The organism is Rheinheimera mangrovi (genome assembly GCF_003990335.1).
GTDB lineage: Bacteria > Pseudomonadota > Gammaproteobacteria > Enterobacterales > Alteromonadaceae > Pararheinheimera > Pararheinheimera mangrovi.
Genome location: NZ_CP034683.1, coordinates 1831469 through 1856271, shown reverse-complemented (window position 1 = coordinate 1856271; position 24803 = coordinate 1831469). Strand labels below are relative to the sequence as shown.

Annotated in this window: 29 protein-coding genes and 1 tRNA gene; 17 read left to right on the top strand and 13 right to left on the bottom strand. The window is 46.3% G+C overall.

Translation table 11 applies throughout. From position 1 onward, the window contains the following. Window positions 1–24: 24 nt before the first annotated feature. From EK374_RS08450 to EK374_RS08430, 5 genes are all read right to left on the bottom strand, one after another. Window positions 25–1101: a winged helix-turn-helix domain-containing protein gene (locus EK374_RS08450; RefSeq protein WP_127021944.1), complete on the bottom strand. Its 1077-nt coding sequence runs from the start codon at window positions 1099–1101 to the stop codon at window positions 25–27. Window positions 1102–1146: 45 nt separating this feature from the next. Continuing rightward, a complete protein-coding gene (locus tag EK374_RS08445) occupies window positions 1147–1710 on the bottom strand; it encodes a hypothetical protein (protein WP_127021942.1) in 564 nt (187 codons plus the stop codon). Window positions 1711–1869: 159 nt separating this feature from the next. Next, window positions 1870–2169 (bottom strand): YciI family protein, encoded by a 300-nt coding sequence (locus EK374_RS08440; protein WP_127021940.1) that lies wholly within the window; start codon window positions 2167–2169, stop codon window positions 1870–1872. 87 nt (window positions 2170–2256) lie between these two features. Then, window positions 2257–2967, bottom strand: a complete 711-nt coding sequence (locus tag EK374_RS08435; protein WP_127021937.1) for a DUF3581 family protein — start codon at window positions 2965–2967, stop codon at window positions 2257–2259. Between the two features lie 94 nt (window positions 2968–3061). After that, the gene (locus EK374_RS08430; RefSeq protein ID WP_127021936.1) at window positions 3062–4828 is read right to left on the bottom strand and encodes an EAL domain-containing protein; all 1767 of its coding nucleotides are present in this window, start codon (window positions 4826–4828) and stop codon (window positions 3062–3064) included. A 375-nt stretch (window positions 4829–5203) separates the two neighbouring features. Between EK374_RS08430 and EK374_RS08425 the strand changes: the two genes are divergently transcribed. The 3 genes from EK374_RS08425 (at window position 5204) to EK374_RS08415 (ending at window position 6963) form a co-directional block, all read left to right on the top strand. Continuing rightward, window positions 5204–5716 carry a tetratricopeptide repeat protein gene (locus EK374_RS08425; protein ID WP_127021934.1) on the top strand — a complete coding sequence of 171 codons (513 nt, stop codon included), beginning with the start codon at window positions 5204–5206 and terminating at the stop codon, window positions 5714–5716. A gap of 125 nt (window positions 5717–5841) precedes the next feature. After that, entirely contained in the window at window positions 5842–6312 is a 471-nt protein-coding gene (locus EK374_RS08420) for a cell division inhibitor SulA (RefSeq protein WP_127021932.1), read from the top strand. A 168-nt stretch (window positions 6313–6480) separates the two neighbouring features. Then, window positions 6481–6963, top strand: coding sequence for a YchJ family protein (locus EK374_RS08415; RefSeq protein WP_233280374.1), 483 nt, complete (start codon window positions 6481–6483; stop codon window positions 6961–6963). Between the two features lie 10 nt (window positions 6964–6973). Here EK374_RS08415 and EK374_RS08410 read toward each other — a convergent pair whose 3' ends face one another. Then, entirely contained in the window at window positions 6974–7432 is a 459-nt protein-coding gene (locus tag EK374_RS08410) for a VC2046/SO_2500 family protein (protein WP_127021930.1), read from the bottom strand. Between the two features lie 111 nt (window positions 7433–7543). Here EK374_RS08410 and EK374_RS08405 point away from each other — a divergent pair. Together EK374_RS08405 and EK374_RS08400 are read left to right on the top strand one after the other, a co-directional pair. Next, a tRNA-Tyr gene (locus EK374_RS08405) sits at window positions 7544–7628 on the top strand. Between the two features lie 103 nt (window positions 7629–7731). Continuing rightward, complete coding sequence (locus EK374_RS08400; RefSeq protein WP_127021928.1) at window positions 7732–9420, top strand: tetratricopeptide repeat-containing response regulator; 1689 nt, start codon at window positions 7732–7734, stop codon at window positions 9418–9420. A 29-nt stretch (window positions 9421–9449) separates the two neighbouring features. Here the strand turns inward: EK374_RS08400 and deoC are convergent, their stop codons facing one another. Together deoC and EK374_RS08390 are read right to left on the bottom strand one after the other, a co-directional pair. Beyond that, on the bottom strand, window positions 9450–10184 hold the full coding sequence (deoC, locus tag EK374_RS08395; RefSeq protein ID WP_127021926.1) for a deoxyribose-phosphate aldolase: 735 nt from the start codon (window positions 10182–10184) through the stop codon (window positions 9450–9452). Window positions 10185–10487: 303 nt separating this feature from the next. After that, window positions 10488–11177 (bottom strand): M48 family metallopeptidase, encoded by a 690-nt coding sequence (locus tag EK374_RS08390; RefSeq protein WP_164731844.1) that lies wholly within the window; start codon window positions 11175–11177, stop codon window positions 10488–10490. 137 nt (window positions 11178–11314) lie between these two features. On the opposite strand from EK374_RS08390, the gene xthA reads away from it, so the two are divergent. Together xthA and EK374_RS08380 are read left to right on the top strand one after the other, a co-directional pair. Continuing rightward, window positions 11315–12127 (top strand): exodeoxyribonuclease III, encoded by an 813-nt coding sequence (xthA, locus tag EK374_RS08385; RefSeq protein WP_127021922.1) that lies wholly within the window; start codon window positions 11315–11317, stop codon window positions 12125–12127. Between the two features lie 3 nt (window positions 12128–12130). Continuing rightward, entirely contained in the window at window positions 12131–12751 is a 621-nt protein-coding gene (locus tag EK374_RS08380) for an energy-coupling factor ABC transporter permease (RefSeq protein WP_127021920.1), read from the top strand. A gap of 14 nt (window positions 12752–12765) precedes the next feature. On the opposite strand, the gene yfbV is transcribed toward EK374_RS08380, so the two are convergent. After that, window positions 12766–13209, bottom strand: a complete 444-nt coding sequence (gene yfbV / locus EK374_RS08375) for a terminus macrodomain insulation protein YfbV (protein ID WP_127021918.1) — start codon at window positions 13207–13209, stop codon at window positions 12766–12768. Between the two features lie 620 nt (window positions 13210–13829). Here yfbV and EK374_RS08370 point away from each other — a divergent pair. Genes EK374_RS08370 through EK374_RS08350 form a run of 5 tightly spaced genes read left to right on the top strand, consistent with a single transcriptional unit; the run spans window position 13830 to window position 16780 of the window. Further along, entirely contained in the window at window positions 13830–14345 is a 516-nt protein-coding gene (locus EK374_RS08370) for a PTS sugar transporter subunit IIA (protein ID WP_164731843.1), read from the top strand. Between the two features lie 13 nt (window positions 14346–14358). Then, window positions 14359–14712: an ArsC family reductase gene (locus tag EK374_RS08365; RefSeq protein WP_127021914.1), complete on the top strand. Its 354-nt coding sequence runs from the start codon at window positions 14359–14361 to the stop codon at window positions 14710–14712. Beyond that, window positions 14709–15842: a succinyl-diaminopimelate desuccinylase gene (gene dapE, locus EK374_RS08360; RefSeq protein WP_127021912.1), complete on the top strand. Its 1134-nt coding sequence runs from the start codon at window positions 14709–14711 to the stop codon at window positions 15840–15842. Before EK374_RS08365 ends, dapE begins: the two co-directional genes overlap by 4 nt. Further along, window positions 15839–16513: a M15 family metallopeptidase gene (locus EK374_RS08355; RefSeq protein ID WP_127021910.1), complete on the top strand. Its 675-nt coding sequence runs from the start codon at window positions 15839–15841 to the stop codon at window positions 16511–16513. Before dapE ends, EK374_RS08355 begins: the two co-directional genes overlap by 4 nt. 3 nt (window positions 16514–16516) lie before the next feature. Next, a complete protein-coding gene (locus tag EK374_RS08350; protein ID WP_127021908.1) occupies window positions 16517–16780 on the top strand; it encodes a hypothetical protein in 264 nt (87 codons plus the stop codon). A 30-nt stretch (window positions 16781–16810) separates the two neighbouring features. On the opposite strand, the gene yejK is transcribed toward EK374_RS08350, so the two are convergent. Continuing rightward, complete coding sequence (yejK, locus tag EK374_RS08345; protein ID WP_127021906.1) at window positions 16811–17845, bottom strand: nucleoid-associated protein YejK; 1035 nt, start codon at window positions 17843–17845, stop codon at window positions 16811–16813. A 71-nt stretch (window positions 17846–17916) separates the two neighbouring features. Here yejK and EK374_RS08340 point away from each other — a divergent pair, with 71 nt between their 5' ends. Continuing rightward, window positions 17917–18141, top strand: coding sequence for a YejL family protein (locus EK374_RS08340; protein ID WP_127021904.1), 225 nt, complete (start codon window positions 17917–17919; stop codon window positions 18139–18141). 4 nt (window positions 18142–18145) lie between these two features. Further along, entirely contained in the window at window positions 18146–19654 is a 1509-nt protein-coding gene (locus tag EK374_RS08335) for a DUF3413 domain-containing protein (RefSeq protein WP_127021902.1), read from the top strand. A gap of 51 nt (window positions 19655–19705) precedes the next feature. Here EK374_RS08335 and EK374_RS08330 read toward each other — a convergent pair whose 3' ends face one another. After that, the gene (locus EK374_RS08330; protein WP_127021900.1) at window positions 19706–20005 is read right to left on the bottom strand and encodes a hypothetical protein; all 300 of its coding nucleotides are present in this window, start codon (window positions 20003–20005) and stop codon (window positions 19706–19708) included. Beyond that, window positions 20005–20373 carry a thiol-disulfide oxidoreductase DCC family protein gene (locus tag EK374_RS08325; protein WP_127021898.1) on the bottom strand — a complete coding sequence of 123 codons (369 nt, stop codon included), beginning with the start codon at window positions 20371–20373 and terminating at the stop codon, window positions 20005–20007. Before EK374_RS08325 ends, EK374_RS08330 begins: the two co-directional genes overlap by 1 nt. 152 nt (window positions 20374–20525) lie before the next feature. On the opposite strand from EK374_RS08325, the gene EK374_RS08320 reads away from it, so the two are divergent. From EK374_RS08320 to EK374_RS08310, 3 genes are all read left to right on the top strand, one after another. After that, window positions 20526–20726 carry a DUF2061 domain-containing protein gene (locus EK374_RS08320; protein ID WP_127021896.1) on the top strand — a complete coding sequence of 67 codons (201 nt, stop codon included), beginning with the start codon at window positions 20526–20528 and terminating at the stop codon, window positions 20724–20726. A 90-nt stretch (window positions 20727–20816) separates the two neighbouring features. Then, a complete protein-coding gene (locus tag EK374_RS08315) occupies window positions 20817–21383 on the top strand; it encodes a YaeQ family protein (protein ID WP_127021894.1) in 567 nt (188 codons plus the stop codon). A 4-nt stretch (window positions 21384–21387) separates the two neighbouring features. Beyond that, window positions 21388–22221, top strand: coding sequence for a CvfB family protein (locus EK374_RS08310; RefSeq protein ID WP_127021892.1), 834 nt, complete (start codon window positions 21388–21390; stop codon window positions 22219–22221). Window positions 22222–22338: 117 nt separating this feature from the next. Here EK374_RS08310 and EK374_RS08305 read toward each other — a convergent pair whose 3' ends face one another. After that, window positions 22339–24738, bottom strand: coding sequence for an EAL domain-containing protein (locus tag EK374_RS08305; protein ID WP_127021890.1), 2400 nt, complete (start codon window positions 24736–24738; stop codon window positions 22339–22341). Window positions 24739–24803: the final 65 nt, after the last annotated feature.

Genomic DNA, 24803 nt, shown 5'->3' with positions numbered 1-24803 from the left:
GGAGATAAGTACCGCGTAGCTAAATCAGTGGCCTGATGCTTTAAAGCTTCTTCGTGCCCTCGCCAATCCAAGGGTGAGGCCAGCAATAAAAAGACTGGATTCAAGCATGGCACTTAATACAAGCAATGGACTCTGCCGCGCTGCAGCGTCACCTACATAAAGTTCTGCTAATGCCGCTGCGCCACTCTGAGGAAACTCAGCCACCAGTTGGATCAAACTACCAGCGAGCAACACGCCTCCTGTTACACTGAGCACCAGCCCTGCCAGAACACCAGGCGCGGCAGCGTAAAAAAACCGGATTTTGCTTTCTGTCGTAGATACAAGCCAACAACTCAAACCAGCAGCCAGACCCACGAGCCATCCTTCGGCTGCGCCTGTGATTTGATTGGGACTACGGCCAAAAAACAAGACTAAGGTTTCCTGTAATAATACACTGACAAAAGCACCGATAGCCGCTCCCGCAACACCACCTGCCAGTAATAAAAGCCAGAAACTACGCCGCCATAAGCTGACCGCAGACAAGGACACCGACAGCGCTGCGCCAGCCAAAATAGCAATTAAGGTCGTGATACTCAGCAAAACCAAAAGCACGGACAACAACTGCTGACCACTGACCAAGCCGGCAAGCACTGCACTGACGCCATACAAAGCGCCCCCCGCCATACCAGCCAGAGCGGCTCCCATCACACCTTGACCAGTCATATGCCACAAGGCCTGACTGAGACTATTACTCTGGACCACAGCATTTGTCGCTCTGTGCTCTGAAGCAGTGCTTTCTGGCACCTCGACACTAACCTGAGCGATAAAGCGGTACCCATGTTTAGGCACAGTTTCAATAAAAACCGGGGTAGCAGCACTGTCCTGTAGTACCCTGCGTAAAGTGCGAATGCATTGGGTCAGCGCTTCGTCGCTCACCACCAGTCCTTGCCAGACCTCGTTAAAAAACCGTTCTTTACTGACCAGTTTGCCTGCGTCCTGCACCAGTAACACCAACGCATCCAGATAACGGGCATTGAGTTCCAGTCTCTGACCATTTCGGGACAACTGGCGCTCGTGCGGATCCAGCACAAAATCTGTAAAACAATACCGCTGTACCGTCATAAAGCTATGTTCTCTTTTGTAACTTCAACCTGAGATTTATTCTGATTATGCCTCAGGTTTAACTGCAGATGACAGCGCTGGTGAATACCGCAATAAAGCAGCAGCCAGCAACCACAGCAATGCAAAAGCAGTATTTAGCACAGGAGCTGCGCCGCTATCAGTCAGCTGGATCAGCAACTCAATGCCCATTTGGGCAGCTGCAGTCAGCCACAACACACGACTCATAGCCTGTGGCCGAAATCTGGCCCACAAGGAGCCCAGAACTACAAGAACTACCACCAAAAAATAGATTTGATTCAACGGGTTATTTTCGCTACCAATAATACCAACGGCCAGATTCAGCCAGGTCATCAGCAAAGATGTCAGTACAACCAAAGCCCAGCCCGCTCTGGCTGCGCCATTTCGGCCATACTTGACCGCCAGTTCAATACATAGCCCCGTACTACACAACAAAATAGCAGCGACCAAAAAATCTCCGCCTGTCCATTGCACTTCTGTTGTGAACTGCATAGCAACAAGTGGGATCAACAAGACAGATAAAACGCAGCCCCAGCCAGCTAATCGCCAGGGATGACAGCAGAGCAACAGTTTATTATTCAAAGCTAGCATAGCTAAACTCCTGATAGTGAAGGAGCTTTTAGCATGGCGTTTCGGCTATTAAAAAACATGAGCAAAAGATGAGGACTGGCTGAGATTTTTAAAATTGCCTTATTATGACTAAAAAAATCCCCGGAAATCCGGGGAAGTTATAATTCGTCAGTCGATCTGTCAGGGCAATACCTTTTTAAAGGGTTTCACCACTGAACCAGCGTACACTCCCGCCTCAATATATGGGTCGGCAGCTGCCCAGGCTTTGGCCTGTTCTAAAGATTCAAACTGCGCCACCACTAAAGAGCCGGTAAAACCAGCTTCGGCCGGGTCTTCCAGATCAACAGCTGGCAACGGACCTGCAATCAACAAACGATCCTGAGCTTTTAATTCATGCAAACGGGCTAAATGCTGTTCACGCACTTGCTTACGTAATGGCAGGCTGTTTGGCACATCTTCTGAACAAATCATGTAATACATCTGCGACCTCAACGAAAAGGGATTATTTCGCGGCACCTTAGCAGAAGCGCAGCAGCAATCCAAGCCAGCTGCACCAGAAATACAGGCTTAAACCGCGTGTTGAAACTGAGTTTTACGCTCATTGTAAAAGTCGACCATTTGCTGCATCACTGTTTCTTCGTATGGCTGCAGGCTGCTTAAAATCATACGTTTTTCGCCGCGGCCTATCACTTCGCCGTGTTCGACCAGCTCAAAACCTAAGCGGGCTAAACCTCGTTTGCCTTCGACTGTTAAGCCATTGTGGGCTAAACGTAATTCAGGTGAAGTAGCTGAAAAGCGGTCGAATTCCAGAGTCATACTCTCGTAAATCACCAGCGGACGCTGCGGGTTAATCATTACCTGGTGCTGCTTCATTAACGGCTGCAGAATATGTGGGAAGTTTTGACCAGAGAAACGTACATAGTCTTTCACTAAAGACTCGATATAGGCCAAATCATGCAATTTTTCGCCTTGCTGGCGCAAAATTAAGTAATTTTTTTGCTGCTGATCACACAAACGCCACTCGTCGCCTTGTTGCTCTGAGTGCAGCAGCACATCCGAGCTGACCATACCAGCGAAGGTGCAATGTAACTTCTGTGCTAAACCGTGTTTGCTGACCATATGGGCAAACAACAAATCACCTGGTACACAGAATCTTTTACTGTCGGCGTCGTGGATAGGGTTAAAATCTGTAGCCACTTCCTTGGCAAAACGGCAGGCCTGCTGACGGCTAAAACTAACTTCGTGGTTATGCTCACTAATAAACTGCTGTAAAAACATGGATCCCCGTCCTGACGACTATCGAAGTGGTGCAGTGTACCTCAGCAGGCGTGTTGAATTGGTCTAGCCAGTCGTTAAGCGGTTTAATCTATGACTAATTCACTAATCCACTCTGACCAGGCCCACGTCGGCGTGAGATAAACAAAAAATTGCCCTGCGGTTTTTTCGCCTGTGTTTTGGCGTCACTGGCTAAGGCTGCCACATCATGATGACAGACACATAACCTTGGATCAGGTGACACTACCCCAACCGCCAGACTGAGTAAAGGATAAAACACCTGCTCGCCACTGCGATTCTGACTGCGAATACCACCGGCCTGCACATGAGCGCTTTCATAATAAAACAATACCCGCTCGGCAAACTCATTCAGCACCTGCTGGCACAACTCCTGCCAGTTTTCGCTGGTGAAGATCACCACAAAATCATCGCCACCGACATGACCGACAAAATGACCACCAGCGCCGGCTATGCTGGTTAACAGCTCGGCCACCAGCTGGATGACTAAATCACCCTTGCTGTAACCATAAGTGTCGTTGTAGGGTTTAAAGTCGTTTAAATCAAAATAGGCGATATGAAAACTTTTTCGTCGTTGTAATAAACCATCAATTTCACGGTATATCGGCACGTTGCCAGGTAATAAAGTTAGCGGATTAGCGTAACGCGCATTTTGTAATTTGCTTTCTGTGATACGTTTTAACAATGCCCGTACAGAACCTAAACCCAGATACTTTTGCTCTCTGGTGACAATAAAATACCAGCTACCTTCATCGTCCTGATCCGTTACCTGTTGACTCAACTGATCCAGACTGCTGTTTTCATCCACAATCACAGCATCTTTATCCATCAGCGCCTTCACGCTTTTCTTCTCATACAAAGCCCGGCCATAAGGACTTGAGAACAGCTCAAACAACACAGCCTTTTGCACAATGCCAACAGGCTGATCATCTTCCACTATCGCCAAACTGGACCACTGCGGGTTTTTACTAAATAAATCAAATAACTGCGCTACAGTGGTGACACTAGCTACAGCAGGCACCGACAATAATAAGGCCCCTACCTGCTCGGTCGAGTTTGTCGGTGTACTGCCCTGATTTGGATTGAGCTGATAGCTGCCATTGACCACAGCACTCATCACTGCATGTGGACGGCCTAATAAATAGCCCTGACCATAATCGGCCCCCAATTCCTGACAGAGTAGCAACTCTTCGCGAGTTTCAATGCCTTCAGCCACCACCGCAGAACCTGTACTTTTCGCCAAAGCGATAATACTGCGGACAAATTCTTTTTTGGTTGGGTCAGCATGCACCTGGCTGATAAAATAGCGGTCAATTTTAATCAGATCAGGTTTGAGTTCAGACCAGAGCTTTAAACCGGAAAAACCACTGCCCAAATCGTCAATGGCAATACGAAAACCCAGTTCACGATAATGATGTACTGCATTAATTAGCACAGAAGAATCATCTACCTGATATTGCTCTGACAACTCAATTACTACGCGGCTTGGATTTAGCTGGTATTTATCTAATAAGGCCAGAGTTAAACCGGACGGGTGATCGTTCGACAGCAACAATAACGGATTAACGTTGAGATATAGATCGCCCTGCACAGCTGCGGCGGCAAAGGCAGCTATACTCAGCTCACGGCATAACATTTCCAGTTCAGGTAAAAGCTGACATTGATGTGCCACTTTAAACAACACGAGCGGTGAATGCAGCGGGCTGTCGGATGGGCCACGGATCAGCGCTTCATAACCTTGAATATAGCCGGTGTTAAAATCCAGTACAGGCTGAAACAGCGGCTGCAACTTACGCTGCTGTAAAATACTGACCAGTTCTTGCCTGTAACTTTCATCTGTCCACATGGTACTGCGCTCATACAACTTGAATATGTGAAGTGTAAGAAGGCAGTGTGACAGTCATATGACTATGGCCTTCTTACTTGAAGCCACAGCTGCATCGACCAGACTCAATAGCCCCAATCACCTAGAGTTTCTATGCACCTGGAGACTCTTTCGCTTGTCGCCTTGCTGCAACTTCGATTCATTTGGCCAGGTTTTTTCTGCCTCTTGATCTGTTCCTCGCACTATTCTGGCTCGATTTTCGCAGGGAAAAGGGTTGATGCTGCCACCTATAGCCAGAAATCTGACAGATAGCAGCACAAAGCTGACTCATTCGCTTGACCCTGCCCTGTGGCTTGGGTCTAATAGCGCGCTTTTTTAGGATCGGATTTTGTACTTATGACCACATCAGAACTTTTAAGCCCACAATTTACGGGTATTGATGATCTAACTTTGGCTGAAGTCGATGCCAAATTAAAAGAACATCAGCAGTTATTACAGGTTTTGCTGCAGTCACCTGGCAGCATGCTGTCGTACTTGCCACAAAACGATGCGACTATGCAAACAGCAACTGTCGCGCAGCCAGAGGCTGAACAACTTTTTCAGCAGGCTTTGACCTGCTCTGTGCAACAGGATTTGCACCAGGCTGCGACTTATTATTGTCGTGCAGCTTACACTGGCCATCTGCAGGCTCAGGTTCAGTTGGGTCATTGCTATTTAAAAGGTGCCGGTGTGCCGAAGTCGGCAGTATTCGCATATAGCTGGTTTATTCTGGCGGCTTTACAACAGGACAGTACAGCCCAACAGGCTTGTACAGTACTTTGTAAACACTTAACACTAATTGATCAGCAGCAAGCTCAGCAATTGGCAGCCGAACGCTTTGAAAAAATAACGTTACAAAACAATAAGTAACAGATCAGCCATAAAAAAAGAGCAAAAAACAGCCAAAAACTTTGAAAAAAGAGCTTGCTTTTTAAACAACAGAAAACTACTGTACATCCATACACTGTACATGCAAACAGTATTGGAGCATCGCCATGTTGAATTTAAATAAAGCAGTTCACGTCTACCCTTCAGTTGGCCAAAACCAGTTACAGCATAAAACCGGTCAAACCGCGTTTTATCAAAAATTGCAGGTGACTGCCGGCCAGCTGGCTTTGCCTGAATTGCTGTTTATTATTCAGCAGCACCAACAACAATCTGGCTGGGTGTTGTTACTGGCACCAAACCAACTGCCAGATAAATCGACCTTCAGTGGCTTTGATTTAGACATGTCCAAAGTGCTGGTGATCCAGCAAAAACAGATTAGCAACATTCATAGCGTACTAAGTGACGCATTAAGCAGCAGTACCTGCAGTGCTGTTGTCGTCTGGCAGGATCAGTTCAGTGAAAGCTCATTGCAACATTACCAACAACTGGCTGAGCAGCATCAAACCTGTTTTTATCAGCTAAGTAGCGACAGAGCACAAGCTCCGACAACAAACCAGCGTATTGCGGTAAGTCACTAATTTCAGGCCACAAGCCGGGCTAAAAACACAACTGGCTTGGCCCTGAGTGCCATTTTGCTTACACTAGGCTCTGATTAAGATTTTGATTGATGAATTATGCTAAAGCTTTTAATGAAGTACTGCATTAAATCATCAAAAGCAGAGTGAGTACTAAAATTGGCAGATGTGTTGTCTTTTCCATGTTATTGCGGTTCTGGTAAAAGTTTTGCCGCCTGTTGTGAGCCGCTGATTTGTGGTCAGGCTTTTGCACAAAACCCACAACAACTGATGCGGTCGCGTTATAGCGCCTATTGCCATCATGATAAGAATCCTCAGTGTTACCATTACATTTTGCAGACCTATCATTCAAAAGCGCGGGCTGAGCATCATCTGGCAGACATAGCAGACTTCGCCAAAGCGGTACGTTTTATTGGCCTGAAGATTATTGACGATGCGAAGTTAACGGCTGATCAGGTGCATTTTGTTGCCTCTTATCTTGTCGGCGATAAGCTGGAAGTATTGGATGAAGTGTCGGATTTTCAGCTGGAGCAAGGCCACTGGATGTATTGCAGTGGTGTATTAACAGAGCATGCTGCGACCCGGCTATCCCGCAATGATGCCTGCCCTTGTGGCAGCGGACTTAAATTTAAAAAATGTCAGCACCAAAGGTAACCAGATTTTATCAGGCGTGCAGCTGATTTAAAATCTCATACAAAGCGGTAGGATCAGCCACCATCATCTCTGGTTTTTGCTGAACCAGATGACGTCTTGCATGCAAACTTAAACCCGATTTCACTTCATCCGGCAGCTTCTGCTTATTATCTTCCATCACCAATGGCGCGCCTTGCAGGCACTGCATTAAATGCAAAGCAACGGCACCACCTTGCTGAAAAGCTGTGGCTTGCTGCTTTAATTGCGCTTCATCTTCAGGTAAAAATGAAAAGGGTCGCGCTTGCTGTATGCCCAACTGTTGATACAAATCAGGCTGAAATCTGGCGCTTTGGGTATCCGGCGTATAAAACTGAGCAAATTCCTCAACTGCAGGTGATAAAAATGCCAGCCAGAGTGAGAAATCACTCAGCCGGTGCTGCTGTATCGCCTCATTTAACCGAATACCGGTTTGCCACTCATTAATCAGCATAAAATTCGCACAAAAACATCATATTGTTTGCTTTATCGGCAGTCAGACAAAAAAGTTGAGTAATTTCCTTTACATAAAAATGTTTTTTGATAAGATGCGCACCACACTTGTGGAGGGGTTCCCGAGTGGCCAAAGGGATCAGACTGTAAATCTGCCGGCACTGCCTTCGAAGGTTCGAATCCTTCCCCCTCCACCATTCTTTTCCTGCATTATAGTTCCAGAATAAGTCGCTAAATTTTCCTTGCTAAAATCCATCATATTATCAACACTTGCGATAATTGAATCGATAGGTTTGCTGAATGTCGTACAAAACTCTCGAAAATCTTCGAGTCCTTATTGTTGATGACCAACGCCCCTTCCAGTTATTGCTCAAAGGCATACTGTACTCTATGGGAGCAACCAATATTGCCTTTGTGATGACTGGCGAGCAGGCTCTATGGAAATGCATGCATGGTTCATATGACGTGTTATTTGTCGACTATAACCTAGGGTCAGGCAAAAACGGTCGTCAGTTATTAGAAGATTTACGCGAGAAAAAACTGCTTCCCCCCGGTGCTGTTTATATGATTGTGACCGGAGAAAATCACGTACCTATGGTCGTAGGTGCAATCGAAGCGGAACCTGATGACTACATAATTAAACCTTTTTCACAAAGCGTATTACGCACCCGCCTGGTTAAAATTCAGAATAAGAAAAAGCAACTCGCACCTATTTATCAAGCCATGTTTGATGAACAACCTGAACTGGTTATTGAAGCCTGTAAGCAGGAGCGAGAACAAGCTAGCCGCTATCATTCTTTATGCGGCCGCATTCAGGCAGAAACTCACTTAAAACTAAAACAGTATCAGGAAGCTGAAGCCTTGCTTGCAGAAACTCTGGCATTCAGCCGTACCAACTGGGCCTTATTACTGCAAGCCCGTTTGTGTTTTGAGCAAGAACGTTATGATGAAAGTCTGGAACTCTGCAATGAGGCCATTGATACCAACAGGTACTTTGCTGAAGCCTATGATTTGAAAGCCCGTAATTTAGTTGCTCAGGGTTTATTAGCAGAAGCGATGACAGTGATCACTCAGGCCATTGTTATTTCTCCGTTCTCAGTCAGTCGACAAAACCTGCTAATGGATATAGCCAGAGATATGGGCGATTTGGCCAGTCTGGTGCAGGCCAGTAAACAAATTTACGAAATAACCCGACGCTCAGCACGTCAGGAAGTCGTTCATCTGCTGAACTATATCCGCACAGTGATAGATGCAGCATCGCGTTCTGAAGAACTGAATCAGCGCAATAAGTACCAGCAAGAAGCGTTAATGGCTATTCACAGAGCCAAACGTGAAGATACAGTCATTCGTGATTTTGACTTTGATTTGTTTGAAACCTTGTGTCAGGCTCGTCTGGAATCTTTAAGTGGCCAACAGTATCTGGCGAAAAAAACCTTTGCCACAGTGTCTGATCGCGTTTCCACACAAATGAACCCAGAGATCAATCCGGAAAATCCGGACGAACTGCCACCAATTCCTCATTGCGCCGCGGATGCGGTGTTATTGCTGAACCAAATTGGCGAGTTTGAACAAGCATCAGCCTTAACACAACAATTGCAGAATTTATCTGGCGCTATTGACCCTATACTTGAAAAACTATTCAGCGAGCAACAAAGCCGTTCATTAAGTCGCCAGACTAGCTTTAATGAATTAAACAAACAAGGTATTCAATTCTACAAAGATAGCAACTACGAACAGGCCTTAATCAGTTTTGAGCAAGCGCTGGAAGTTGCACCAATGAATACAGGCAGCGCGCTGAACTATATCCAGACTGCAATACAGATGATGGCTGATCCAAAACGGAAAAAACCATTGGAGTTGGCAGAGAAATGCCGCAAAACCTTCAGAATTGTTGACAATATGCCGTTGCCGGAACACCACAGAGTGCGTCATCAGGAATTATTGCAGCAGTTTAATAAACTCAAAGAAGAAAAACGTTACAGCCGCTAAATCCACTTTGGCGGCTGTATACCCAAGGTTTAGTAATCCAGTTGCTTGCTTAAATCGTTTAATAAGGCACTGGCGCCCAAACGCATATGCTGGGCTGTGGCCACTTCACCTGTTAGTTGTTCAAACAGGCTGACCAGTTTTAATGCAAAGTCGACAGAACGCACGCCACCAGAGGCTTTGAAGCCTACAGGACGCTCAGATGCAGCGATCACAGCCAACATAATACGGGCAGCTTCTTCAGTCACCCCCACTTTGACTTTGCCTGTGGAGGATTTTACGAAATCAGCACCCGACTCCACTACCAGTTCAGTGGCTTTGCTGATCTGCTGACAAGTGACCAGTTCACCGGACTCAATAATAATTTTTAAACAAACACCCTCTGTAGCCTGACGCACTGCGGCTAAAAACTCACGCACTTGCTCCGTATGACCCAACAATAAGGTCTGATAAGGCAACACACAGTCAATTTCATCAGCACCAGCGGCCAGCGCGGCTTTGATCTGTTCCAGCACCTCTGCAAGAGGCAAAGCTCCAGAGGGAAAATTCACGACAGTCGCCAGCTTTACAGCCGCCTGGTGCTGCTTTAGAAAAGTTTGCACTTGGGTCAGATACTGTGGATAAACACAAACTGCCGCAGGCCACACCGCCGCATTGGCTAAATCCTGTTCCAGCCATTGCTGCATGCCAGCAGCGTCATCCTGATCATTTAAACGGGTTAAATCCACCAGCTTCATCAGCTGCTGTATACGCAGAGGGTTTGTCATGTTGTTGTCCTGAAAAGAGAATATTGGCTCTGGCTGGCCAATTTACTGTTGTTCCGGCTCAGGTTGAACCTGAAGTTGTTGCGATTAAAGCAGAAAACACGGTCAGCTGAAAAGCGTAAGTTGATGTTCGAATATGACAAAATGCAAAGCAAAGTGCACAGATCAAAAAAAACAGCAATAAAATGGAATTTTTTCAGCGGTAAAGGGTCTGAAGTGGTGAATCATCCATTCTATTCTCCCAAGATGTAAACTTTGCCGGCCTGATGGTCGGCTTTCTTTTATTAGTCTTGAATTAACCGAAATCTATAACTTCATCCAGTGTTGGTTTTGCTTCAGCCAGAGCCGGGCTTTAGCCGCATCGCTGTTAAACCTACCAACTAAAGTCCAGAAGCTTTTGCTGTGGTTCATATGCACCAGATGCGCCAGTTCGTGCACCACTACATATTGAGCCACCCAGGCAGGTGCCATCAATAAACGCCAGTTAAAACTCAGCACCCCAGCTGAATCACAACTGCCCCACTTGGCTTTAAAATTACACACCCGCACTTCGCGGCTTTGCAGCGCCATTCGCTGCTGTTGCCGTTGTACCTGCAATTCAAACCATTGCTGTGCCTGCTGCAGATAGAATTCGGTCACCAGCTTTTCTATCCATTTCTGCTGGCTTTGTGCTTTGTTACGGCTCGACAGCTGCAGCCATAAACAATCGCCATCCAGACTAAATTGATTGACCGAATCCTGCACTATTTTCAGTTGCAATTTATCGTCAAACAATGGAATTTGGCGTTGTTCCAGCCAAGCCACTTCGACGGGTTGCTGCTGCTGACTCAGATGTTTGTCTATCCAGCCTTTTTTCTGCTGAATAAGCTGTTGAATAAATTGCAGATCGCAACCTGTAGGCGCACAAACCCAAAGCTGGCCTGACTGAATTTTCAGCTGAATACTGCGCCTTTTGGCGGAAAACTTTAACTGATAGGCAGGTAACTCAGAACTCACAACATCCAACTCATCAATACAAAGTCATAGCTTAAAGTTTGTCGCCGCACTGAGCAAGCAGCTGTTCACGCCAAGGCCGACAAAATGCTAGTATGCAGCTCAGACGCCTTTACTCTTATTTGGATCAGAGAATCACCATGAAAATTATCTCTTTTAATATAAATGGCTTACGCGCCAGACCCCATCAAATCGAAGCTTTGCTGGCTAAACATTCTCCTGATTTTGTCGGTTTGCAGGAAATTAAAGTTCATGATGATGAATTCCCGCTCGAGGAGATGCAAAAATTTGGTTACCACTTGTATTACTTTGGTCAAAAAGGCCATTACGGCGTAGCTATTCTGAGTAAAAAGCCTGCATTGTCGATGTTATACGGTTTTCCAACAGATGCACCAGATGCTCAGCGCCGCATGCTGATAGGCACTTTTGCTCTGGAAAACGGCAAAACCCTGACTTTATTAAACGGCTATTTCCCACAAGGGGAAAACCGTAGTCACGAAACCAAGTTTCCGGCCAAACAAAAGTTTTATGCTGACTTGCAGCAGTATTTAATCAACCACCACAGCCCTGACGATTATGTGGCAGTCATTGGTGACATTAATATTTCCCCTGAAGACTTAGATATAGGCATTGGTGAAGCAAACGCCAAACGCTGGTTAAAAGAAGGCAAATGCTCATTTTTACCTGAAGAACGTGAAATGTTAGCCACTTTAAAAGGCTGGGGCTTAATCGACACTTTCCGAGCTTTACATCCACAAGCTACTGAAAAATATAGTTGGTTTGATTACCGTTCTAAAGGTTTTGATGACAACAGAGGCCTACGTATCGATGTTGTGATGGCGACGCCCCCACTTGCAGCCTTATGCACAGAAAGTGACGTAGATTATGAACTACGCGCATCAGAGCGTCCTTCGGATCACGCTCCTGTCTGGTCAAGCTTTGATCTCAGCTAAGCCATGTTAGCTGCGTTTTGCCTGTTGCTGATTGCGGCTTTCTTATTCGGCCGCGACTTTTGGCAAGAACTGCAGTACAAAGCTGTGCCCTGGCCTGTAGCTGGGGCCAGTGTCTGTGTGTTGGCCTTGTTGTGGCAAACCGATGCAACAGTGCTGGACGCTCTCTCCATCCATTTTCTGGCATTGACCAGTTTAGTACTGCTGTTTGGTTTACGACTAAGTTGCCTTCTTTTTGTGCTGGTGATGGTACTGCAATGGCTGATGACCACTCACTCTCTTGATCAACTGCTCTGGACTTTACTGTGTGGCTGGTTGGTACTAGCGCTGAACTACGCCGTTTACTTATTGTGTTTTCATTACCTGCAGCGACAATTATTTGTCTATCTCTTTGTCGGCGCCTTTTTAAACAGTGCTCTGGGTCTGGTCGTCTTTATGCTATTGCAAGCCTGGCTTCAGGCTGATCATTACAGTTCAGATCAGCTGTATGAAGGCTATCTGATCTTTATTCCGCTGGCCGCTTTACCTGAAGCCTTGCTCAATGGCATGGCCATGACTTTGCTGGTGATTTACAAACCAGAGTGGGTCTACACTTTTTATCAGCGGATTTATTTGTCCGGTAAATAAAGCAGACGACTGGCTTACAGCCAGTCGCGAAGGAAGGTTTTGTCGAGTTGCCCAAAGGCTTGTTTTAACAGCACAGCTAGATCAGCATAACGCAGCTTATGCTGCGGGTTTTGAGTTTGTAACCCCTGCGCCTGCATTTTCTGCTTAATTTCGCTATACCAGCTGCTCAGACTGGGAGGTAATTCAGTCTGAGCTCTTTTACCCAGCCAGTACCAGCCCTGAAATGGCATAGATAAGATAAACAGCATCATCGTAAGGATCAGAGGTAGTTGTGAGGCACCCAGCTGATTAAATTGCATGAATGCACCAACCACAGCAACTGCAGGTAGCGTTTTTTGCGCAAACAAAGTCATGCGAATAATTTTATTTTCCGGGAAAATGGAATTGAGTTGAGGTACAACAGGCCAGTCACGGCTGTACTGCAGCCCAGCTTTGAGTGTCAAAAACATAGCTGACATCGCAGGCACTCCTCTTGATGATCGGTGTATTTACCACAAAGTCGTTGGCTCGGAGTCTACCCCCTGTATCTACTATCGTCCAGCTTTGGCCGAAACTAAAGGTAAAATCGCACTGCTTGGAAAATATTCTCTACCCAAGTAAAAAAACACCAAAATCGGTAACATATTTAAAACACCAAGGGCTCAAAAGTTTTACGCAGAAAGTTTCAGATTGAAGACGAAAACTGTCAGTTTCCTGCCTTTGCATAACTATTTGCCAAAGGGCACACTAAACAAATTTTGTGCCATTAGTATTTATTCAATAAATACAGCACGTTAACCCATTTAAACATAACAACACACAAAGTTATCCACAGAATCTGTGGACAATCCTAACAAAGAAAACAAAAGGCTTTCATCGTTTTGCCATCAAAACTGACCTCGACTTATCAGCTTTTCATGACATTTTTATGCTCAAACCTTAAAAATAGACTATTTTGTTTAACTACCCTGCTCTGCCTAAGTTCTGCCAGCAAAGCAAATAGTTGTAAAAATAACGAAACAACTCACTGTAGGAAATCTTCGCCAAATTCTGTTTTTTTCGTTACTATCCGGCTACGCCCTTTTAAATGTTTTTGCTCATGTTTAGCCCTTTTAGTTTGTTGCACTGGCACACCAGCCTTGATCCGCAATTAAAGCTGAGGATCAGGAGTCCGGTTGACGCATTCAGCCACGACCGTATGGCTAGCAGTGATGCCCTCATGGCCTCTGGTTTACAGGGGGATGGGCTTTGGCTTGAATTGCGGGGCACAACCTTATACAGCCCTTTCAGCGGCGTGTTTAGCAGGAAAAATCAGACTGGTCAGTATATTCAGTTTACTCATCCGAGTGGATTAAGGCTGGTACTGGATTTTCCGATGTATTGTCAGAATAAACATGGGGTAGGTTTTCACTGGCTGGTGAACGAGCAAGCCAATGTGCAGGCGGGACAAGCCTTGCTGCATTACGATAAAGCACTGCTGAGTCAACCAGGCCACAGCTTTGGCTTGTTTTTACGCCTAATGCCTCACCCTAAAATTCATAGTATTCATTGCCGTTCAGGTTATCATCAGGCGCTACAGGATGACTTGTTGGCTATTCAATTGCTTAACGCTTAGGATTTATGCTTTTATGACCCGCATTTATGGCATTAAAAATTGTGACACGATAAAAAAAGCCCGCAAATTTCTGGAACAGAAGCAACTGCCTCACCAGTATATTGACTATCGTCAGGACGGCATCACTGCAGAACTCTTAGCAGAATTTATGCAGCAACTTAGCTGGCAAGAATTGCTCAACACCAAAGGCACCACCTACAGAGCGTTGCCGGATGCGGACAAACAAGACATGACCGCAGACAAAGCCGTCCAGCTGATGCTGGCGCAACCTGCGATGATCAAAAGACCCGTACTTGAGCACAACGGCAAGTTTTATCTTGGTTTTTCAGAAAAACAGTATCAGACATTATTTGGACTATCCGCATGAGCACAGCCGTACTTGACCTGACCAAAGATTTAATCAGCCGCCAGTCGGTGACGCCTGAAGACGCCGGTTGCCAGCAACTGATGGCAAAACGCCTTGAGGCTTTGGGTTTTACTATTGAGTCGATGTTTTTTGAAGACACCTTAAATTTATGGGCTCGCAGAGGTCAGGGTAAACCCTTATTCTGCTTTGCCGGTCATACTGACGTAGTGCCAACAGGCCCTCTGGAGCAATGGACTAGCCCGCCATTTGAACCCCAAATACGTGATGGCATGCTCTACGGTCGCGGTACTGCTGATATGAAAGGCAGTCTGGCTGCTATGGTGGTGGCAACAGAGCGTTTTCTGGCTACAAATCCTGAATTAACAGGTGACATCGCATTTTTAATCACCAGCGATGAAGAAGGCCCTTTTATTAATGGCACCAAGCGTGTGATTGAAGTACTGGAAAGTCGTCAGGAGAAAATCAAATGGTGTTTAGTCGGCGAGCCATCCAGCACAAAAAGTCTGGGCGATGTGATTAAAAATGGCCGTCGCGGTTCTTTAACGGGTTATCTGACCGTCAAAGGGGTTCAGGGTCATGTGGCTTACCCACATCTGGTAGATAATCCTATTCACAAGGCAGCACCTGCACTGGCCGAATTAGCCCAGACCGTCTGGGATCAAGGCAACGCGTATTTCCCCGCCACCAGCTTTCAGATTTCGAATATTCATGCGGGTACTGGCGCTACCAACGTGGTACCAGGTGATGTGCAGCTAACCTTTAATTTCCGTTACAGCACTGAAGTTACAGCAGAACAGTTACAGCAACGGGTACTGGCCATTTTAGAAAAACATGGGCTGAACTACAGCATCGACTGGATCCTCAATGGTCTGCCGTTTCTGACCGACAGTGGTGAGTTGGTGGCTGCTGCTGTGCATGCAGTGCAACAAGTCAAAGGTTATGCGCCATCATTGGAGACGACTGGTGGTACATCGGATGGTCGTTTTATTGCGCCTACAGGTGCTCAGGTGCTGGAATTAGGGCCTTGTAATGGCACCATTCATAAAATCAACGAATGTGTGGCAGTGGCTGATTTAGAGCCTTTAGCTGATATGTACCAGCAGATCCTGCAACAACTGGTTGCCAAATGAATATAGCTAAGCTTCTGACTGGTTTTGATGAAACTGCTCTGGTTGAACTGGAGCAGCGGCATCGTTTACTGCCACAAGTCAAAGCTGCTTATCTGCAGATGCAACAGGCTGCTGCTGCCGATGGTATTGAATTGGCCCTGGTCTCTTCCTATCGCTCTTTTGCTCAGCAAGCGCGAATTTGGACGGCGAAGTACACAGGCCAACGCCCTGTCTATAACAAGGCACAGCAACAAGTCGATATACGTCAGTTAGATGGCTTTGCTAAAATTGAAGCGATTTTATTGTATTCTGCTTTGCCTGGTGCCAGCCGCCATCATTGGGGCACCGATCTCGATGTTTTTGACAAAGCCCCTGTAGCAGCAGATTATCAGGTGCAGTTACTGGATGCTGAATATCAGCCCGGTGGGCCTTTTTACGCTTTGGATCAATGGCTAAACCAGCATGCTGCAAGCTTTGGTTTTTTCCGGCCTTATCAACGCGATCAAGGTGGTGTGGCAAAAGAAGCCTGGCATTTAAGTTACCGTCCTTTGGCAGAAGACTATTTAAACGCCTTTGTCGAGGCTATGCTGACTGACGCCATAACACAAAGTGAATTACCGGATAAAACCCTGCTACTTCAGCATATACCTATGATTTATCAGCGTTATATTTGCAACATTTGTAAGGACTAAAAAATGACAGTTACGCTTTGGTGGACCCTTATTATCATTGTTGGCCTTGTCATCGCCAATCTGTGGTTGCTGCGCCGGAATAAAAAACTTCAGCAGCAAAAACCGCAACGAGAAATCAGACAGAAAAAAACGGCCGAAGGTGCAGTGACCGGAACTATAGTGGCAGGAAGCGGCACAGATGGCAGCCGGATTAAACAAGTAGATACCCCCCACCACCACAGCGTATCAGAAAGTGGATCTGATAGCAGTGGCAGTAGCGGTGACTAACTATTTTTGGAGCGATTCTCGATTCGCTTGTTAGCCTTTGTTATCAAAGCTGGAAAAACCTTTTAAAAAGCGTTGCAGCTGGTCTTTTAAGTTCGGTGGCACGCCCTGAATAATCAGCAAATCTTTGTCCATATCGTAGCGAATACGTTCGCCCAAATGCTTTTGCTCAAAGCTGATACTGACCCCGCCACCAGCGCCTGAAAACTTCACTAGCGTTTTTAACTCTTTTACATCCACAGGGAACTGTTCCGGCACTTCAATATTTTGCTCTGCACAGTAATCGGTAAAAGCACGGGCGTCGCTGCTGTCTATAGTGGCCGACAGTTCCTGCAAATGCACATCCAGGCCTTGTTTGGTTTGCTCTTCGCAGTATTCATAAACTTGTTTACGCACTGCCGACTTTTCGCTGGCATCGTAATCAGAGGCAGATAAATACTCTTCGACAGAAGCCAGCACCACTTTGCTTTGCTCTTTGGCGACCATGCCTTCGGCACAACCTAAGAAGTCGAGGAAAAAGTCGGCGACTTTGCGCCCTGCCCGGCCACGAATAAAGGAAATGTATTTATTTTGCTCCGGGCTGGTTTGGTATTCAGTTAAATCGATACGGGCCGCCAGTTGCATCCGGGCTATATCCAGATGCTGATCGGTGGAAAGTAATAACTCCGGCGTCACACTAAAGTGATCTTTACTGCCTAATAAAGTTACCAGCACATACTCTGTCGCCAGATAACGATAGTGACAGAGCATAAAATAGCCGGTTTCCTGAATTTGATGCTGTACCAGTTGCACTACAAGTTGACTGGTCGCTTGTTCTGCCAATTGTAAAAAGCTGCGTTCCTGCGCTTGCCACTGCGCTAAAGGCAGCGCCATTCTGTCCTGTAAATCGTCAGAAAAGGTGGCATAACCTTTGGCAGGTTTGCCGTTGTAGGCCAGGTGCAATTGTTCAATTAAATGCGCTACAGATTGGGAGACCGGCACCAACTCCTGACGAAATTGCGCCTGCAACTGCTCACTTTCAGTACTTTCGATAAAATTTATTGCCAGATGCAACACATCAACGGACATATATTTTCCTGTTCTCAGCTAATTCTGCTAGTATTCCCCGCTGTTCCATTTTATTTCGAGCAGAGACCTTCATGCCTATTGTATCAAAGTATTCGACCGACCAAATTGAAAAGATCGTTAACACTCTGCTTGAGCAATTACGCTCAGAGGATGCCACCACAGAATTGAGTCTGATGTGTTTAGGCAATACCATCAGTCATATTATTAATACCAGTGTCCCAGCTGCGCAGCGTATGGATGTAGTCACTCATTTTGGTCAGGCGCTCAAAGACGCCGTCAACAGCAAGAAACAATAACTCTATGGTGCTGGAACAAAACCTGTCATTGGTCAATAAAGTAAACCGCCTGCTGAACTGGGGTCACTGGTTCACTTTTTTCAATATATTGCTGGCACTGGTGATCACCGCAGCATACTGGTGGGCAGAACCTCTGCCACAGAGTATCACCGGCTGGTTTTATCTGCTGACCAACTGGCTGGGCCACACCGCCTTTTTATGTTTTTTGTTTTTTATTCTGACTATATTCCCTGTCACGCTGATTTTTCCGTACCAGCGCCATGTGCGTGGTATAGCCGCAGTTTTAGCCACAGTTGGCCTGGTTGCGCTGATCTTTGATGCTTATGTCTATCAGGCGCTTGGCTATCATGTGGGCAGCGCATCGAGCGAACAGACTATTGATTTATTGCGCCAGCAAGTTGTCACAAACCTGCGTAACTTTATTCTGATCACCTCTGTCGTCGCAGCTTTGTTGCTGGCAATAGAGTTGGTGCTGAGTAATTTTTGCTGGAAAAAAGTGCCACGCCTGCAAGCTTCGGGTGTGGGTCAGCCTGCACTTTATTTGTTTTTAGGCTGCTTTGTTGCCAGCCACACTCTGCATATCTGGGCTGATGCACAGTTAGACCTGGATGTGATGAAACAAGACAATGTGCTGCCTTTTACCTATCCGGCTACTGCCAATACCTTTTTGGCTAAATACAATGTGCTGGATTTATCCCGTTTAAAAGAAACCAAAGCCGAGCAGTTGCAACGTCCGACCAACTGGCGTGAGCCTGAAGCTTTACAATGTGTCAGCCAGCCGTCCGCGCCTGTGACCGTACTGATCCTGCCGTCTTTGTCTGCGGCTGATAGTGCACTTTTAGAGCTGCATAAATTTAAAGCCCATCAGCAACACTTTGCCCCCGTTGATGCACAAAGTGCGTTGCTGAATTTACTCTATGGCAGCATGCAGCTGAATAAAGATATGGTCGCCGCTTTGCAACAGGCTCCAGCCTGGATGGAACAGCTACCTGCCGGACAACTGAGTATTAGTGCCAGCGATGCGGAATTTCAAAAACTACTGCCTTGGTTATCCTTAACGGAAAATGCAGCTGCGCCGCTGAAAGTGAAATTCAGCCGTGATTTAGGCGCAGAGTTAGCTTTGGTAAACAGCACAGACAATCTACTGGTATTGACTCAGCACGCAGCAGAATCACAGTTTGATCTGGCACCGGCACAGCTTTACAGCAGCTGGCCCGAATTAAACCGTGCTTTATCCAATACAGTGACCCAACATCTGGATTTGATCCCTACTCTGCTGGCTCAGATTGGCTGTCACAGCAACTGGCCTGGTGATAACTGGTTTAAACCGTCCACTTATCCGAAGCTGAATTTACTGCCTCACCAGATGGTGAGCTTTAAAAAAGACAAAATGATTCTGGTACGTGACGATGGCAGTTATGGGGTCTGGTCAGCTGGTACCTTAGTGCCACTGAATGAAAAGCTGGATTTTCCACAACTGACCGATGCGTTAAAACGGGTGCAGCAAAAGTAGCTACTCAACTAATCATGAAGAAACCACCGCAAGGTGGTTTTTTTATTGTCTTTATTGCAGACTTTTTGGTGCTTTGATTAATCGATCACGTTTGCCTTGCAGTTCAAGCTCTGCCAGATGAAATAAATTGGTAAACACCAAAGCGGGCGCCTGCCGTTGAAAGGTCTCCACAAAAGCGATGGTCGCTTCAGCAATCAGCTGGTTCACCTTCTGATCGTACAAAGAATACCCATCATAACTGTAGGGTTCGTCCAATTGTGCCAACTGGTGCTGCTTTTGCTTACGCATAAACCAGTTGATTAAAAACTCATACTCTTTGACATCCAACAGCTCACGACAATCTAACCCCATCAGGGTTTCTCCTGTTTTTGCACCCAGCGCTGGAGGTGCGGCCTCAGTTTCAAAAAGAAGCTATACAACCTGTCAGCACACCAGGTAATGGGGGCTAACTTGAGTAAGAGTCCAAGCATACGCCAATAGGCAAATTGCGACCAGAGCATCGCAAAAGCCGCAGCGCCTTTATAATAGACCTGGCCGTTTACCCGCACATGCATACGCGCCAGGGCGCTGCATCTGTCCAGCTCTGGTGGCAACTCTGCTTTTAAATCCGTTAAATCCAGCCAGATAATAGGCCCCCTACTTTTTAATGCACGAAAGTAATTAATTTCGCGCCGACACAAGGGACAACCGCCATCATAAAAAACTTCCAATGAATTCATTTTACGCTCCTGCTTGCCAAAACAATAGGTTCAAGCATCGTTTCAGGATCGGCTGAACATAAAAAACGATAGCGGCGATTGGATTAATTCGTTTTCGATGAAAAGCGCTGCAGGCTAAGCTCATTCCACATTCAGACATCTGGAGCCACATCATGTTAAAAACTATGACTTTTGCAGTGCTGCATTTTAGTGTCGCTTTTAGCGTCACCTATTTATTAACCGGAGATCTGTTAGTGGGTGGTCTAGTGGCAACCATAGAACCTGCCATTAATACTGTCGCTTACTTTTTTCACGAGAAAGCATGGAGCCGTATAGCGCTGCGGCAAAAGCAACAGCATCAACTCCAAGCCTGAGTCGCGCCATCTCAGGCAACTCACACAAGCTGCATTATTCCGACGAACAAGGTACACTAGCGCCCTTTTGATTTGTTCTGCGGATTTGTTATGGCCTTAAAGGCAACCATTTTTAAAGCAAGCCTTGCTGTGGCCGACATGTCGCGCCATCATTATCAGGACTATAACCTGACGTTAGCCCAGCACCCTTCTGAAACCACAGAGCGTATGATGTTGCGTCTGCTGGCCTTCGCTTTGTGTGCCCATGAAGATTTAACCTTTGGTAAAGGTATTTCCGACGATGATGAAGCCGCAGTGTATCGCCAGAACCTGACAGGTGATTATCAATTGTGGATCGAGCTTGGCTTGCCGGAAGAAAAACGTTTACGTCGCGCCAGCCATAAAACAGAGCAGTTGCTACTAGTCGCCTATGGCGGCACTGCAGTGGATAAATGGTACAGCTCGGAACAAAAAGCGCTGAGTCAGTTAAAAAACCTGACCATAGTAGCAGTGTCTCCTGCCGATACGGCAGAGCTGGCAAAATTATGCGACCGCACTATGCAATTGCAATGCACTATTAATGAAGGCCAGGTCTGGTTTGGCAATGCAGCCCAGAGCGTGCAGGTCCAGCTACAATTTATTCAACAGTCAAACCCAGCGTTGCTGGCATCGGAGTAATCACATGACCCAACTCGCCTTAGGCAAACTAAACAAACTGGCGGTAAAAAAACAGGTCGAATTTGGCGTGTACTTAGATGGCTTAAGCTGGGGTGATATTTTATTACCTAAACGTTATGTGCCTGCCGGAACTGAAATTGGTACTGTACTTGAAGTACTGCTGTATCTGGATTCAGAAGATCAGCTGATTGCCACTACAGAAAAACCTTATGTAATGGTCGGTCAGGTGGCGCAGCTTAAAGCTGTGGCTATCACCAAAGTAGGCGCCTTTTTAAACTGGGGCCTGAAAAAAGACTTGCTGGTGCCTTTTAGCGAACAACAAATTCCAATGCAGCTGGATAAATATTATCTGGTGTACTGTTATGTCGATAAAAGTAACCGTATTGTCGCCTCTGCCAAACTGGACAGGTACATAGGCAAAGACAAGCCTGATTACCAGCCAGGTGATGAAGTGCAGTTTTATGTCGCCTCACAAACCGACCTTGGCTACAAAGTGGTAGTGGATCATCAGCACTGGGGTTTATTGTATAAAAATCAGGTGTTTAAACCACTGCGTATTGGCTACAAAGGCACAGCTTATGTACAAAAAATTCGCGATGATTTCCGTATCGATTTGATGCTGGATAAACCTGGTTATGAAAAAGCTCAGGCCTTTACTGATGTGATTTTAGAGCGCTTAAAACACAAAGGTGGTAGCTTGCCAATCTCAGATAAAAGCACACCTGAGCAGATTTATGGTGAGTTTGGCGTCAGTAAAAAGATGTTCAAACAAGCAATTGGCGCTTTATACAAAGCGGGCAAAATAGTCATCGAAGCAGAAGCAATTCGCCTGGTTTAATCACGCCAATCTGAGACGGCCAATTGTAAGGGCCGCGGCTTGTCCCGGCCCTTCCTTAGGCACCGCGGTGTCATTAGACGAGCGGAGATAAACCCCGCCCCTACATAGGCGTATTATTTAACGTAGCCACTTCACTGCATCTGCTGCTGGCAACGCCTTAGCAAACCAATAGCCTTGTCCGGCATCACAGCCCAGTTCTTTCAGTAATTGGCGCTGTAAACTGGTTTCCACCCCTTCCGCCACTACTTTTAAATTCAGTGTTTTTGCCAAAGCAATCACCGTATTCACCACAGGGTTATCCTGAATCCGGGGTTTCATATTGGCGATAAAAGAGCGGTCGATTTTCAGCACATCCAGCTTAAATTCGTTCAGGTAACTTAAGCTGGAATAACCTGTACCAAAGTCATCCAGCAGCACCTTCACCCCATGCTGGCGCAGCTGCTTTAAGCACAAACGCGCCTGTTCAATATTTTCAATCAGCGCACGCTCCGTGATTTCTATGGCCAGATAACGGGCTGGTACTTGCGCTTCAGCCAGTTTTTCAATGACTGCCGAAGCAAAGTCAGGTTCAGAAAATGCCAATCCGGACACATTGACGCTGACATAAAAAGGCATGGCATAATTTTGTCGCCACAGCCGGATCTGCTCGATGCTCTGTTGCAATACATAATGATCGATAAGTCCTATCAGGCCATTTTTCTCGGCATAAGGAATAAACTCATCCGGTGTGATAGCGCCACGGCTTTGATGTGACCAACGGATCAGCGCTTCAAAACCTAAGGTATCGTCCGTATCCAGACTGATAATGGGCTGATAATGCAACATAAAATGCTTTTTTGCCAAAGCGGCTTTGATTTCCAGACCTAATCTGAACTCCTGACTTTCCTCCACTTTCATATCAGAGGAATAAATACGATACACACCACGCCCATCTTGCTTAGCCTGATACATGGCAATATCAGCCCTTCGGATCAGCTCATCCGCCGATTGCAATTGATCCTCAGAGCTGGCCAACGCTATACCAATACTGCAGGATGTCAGCAGCATATGCTCACCGACCAGTAATGGTTGTTGTAGTGCCTGAATAATGCGCTGCGCCACATCAGTCACATCGACAAGACTAACAACATCTTCCAGCACCACGGCAAATTCATCGCCGCCTAAACGAGCCAGCGTGTCAGTCTGGCGCATACAGAGCTTCAGCACCCGCCCTACCTGAATAAGAAAGGCGTCACCAACCTGATGGCCCAGCGTATCATTCACCGTTTTAAAGCGGTCTAAATCTAAATACATCACAGCCAGATGATTGGCGGGGAAACGTTGCATACGCTTAAAAGCCTGACCAATTCTGTCCATCAGCAGGCTGCGATTAGGTAAACCAGTTAACGCATCGTGCAATGCCTGATGCTGCAAACGTTTTTCAGAAAACACCCGCTCCAGCGCATTGGATATGTGCTGGGAGACAAAGATCATCAGTTCCAGATCCCGCTCACTGTATTGAATGTTGGCGACATAACTTTGTACCGCCACCACACCACGCACTGTATCACTGGATTGGAAAGGCACACCAAGCCAGGATTCAGGCTCGGAGCCATAAGTGCGGACTTTATGTTCACGATCAAAATCAGCCATCTGCTGACGACAAATCAGCAAGGGCTGTTTAGAGCGAAATACGTGGCCTGTCAGGCTGTGTTCCAGTACGTCAGAGCCATACACCTGATTGGGGTCTATTTCATCTTCTGTGTCGGCAAAATAAGGAAATTGCAAGGTTTGAGTTTCATCATCAAACAGCGCAATATAGAAATTCGGCGCATAAATCAACGAGTTAACAATTTGATGCAGCCGCTTGTAGAAGCTGGAAAAATCGTTGGCAAAATAAGAGAAAGAGGCTATTTCATACAAAGCTTTTTGTAGTCGCTCTGCATATTCTAGTTTACTGACCGACGACTCCAGAGTATCCAGCATCTGCGACTTTCGCAGTTTGCTGGCCAGAATGGAGGCCACTACTTCCAGTATTTGCTGATGTTCAGCACTGAAGTAATTGCTATGCGAGTGTTCGCAGTCAAGCACTCCCAGCAGCTCATCGCCATCCAGAATAGGCACAACCAGCTCAGATAAGCTTGGAACTAAATCGGCAAGGTAATGGGGATCATTTCGGGTATCAGACACCAGCACTGACTGTTTAATTTGGGCGGAGTAACCCACCAAACCAAAGCCAACTTTCAGTTCAGCAATACCTAAATGAGAAGGCAGATCACGGGTGCCAGTTCCGGCTTTGCGTACCAGTGTTTCGCCATCGGCTGCCAGTATAAAGATGGCACAATCGACAAAACCTAAGCCTGCCACGACGTGTTTCGCAGCATAGCTAAGAATGTCATCCGCGCCCGTCAACTCATGCAGATCAATGGCAAACTGATTAATTAAGCTTAGTCTGGCATTTTCTTGCTGTAACAGCTGGAGTTGAGCGTGAAGCACACTGACGTCAGTTTGGGGCTGGGAAGTGGTCACGGTCGTCATACAGACTCTACTACATTAATCCGTAGAAAGTTATAAACGACCGTGCTTTATTAAGCAACGAAAAG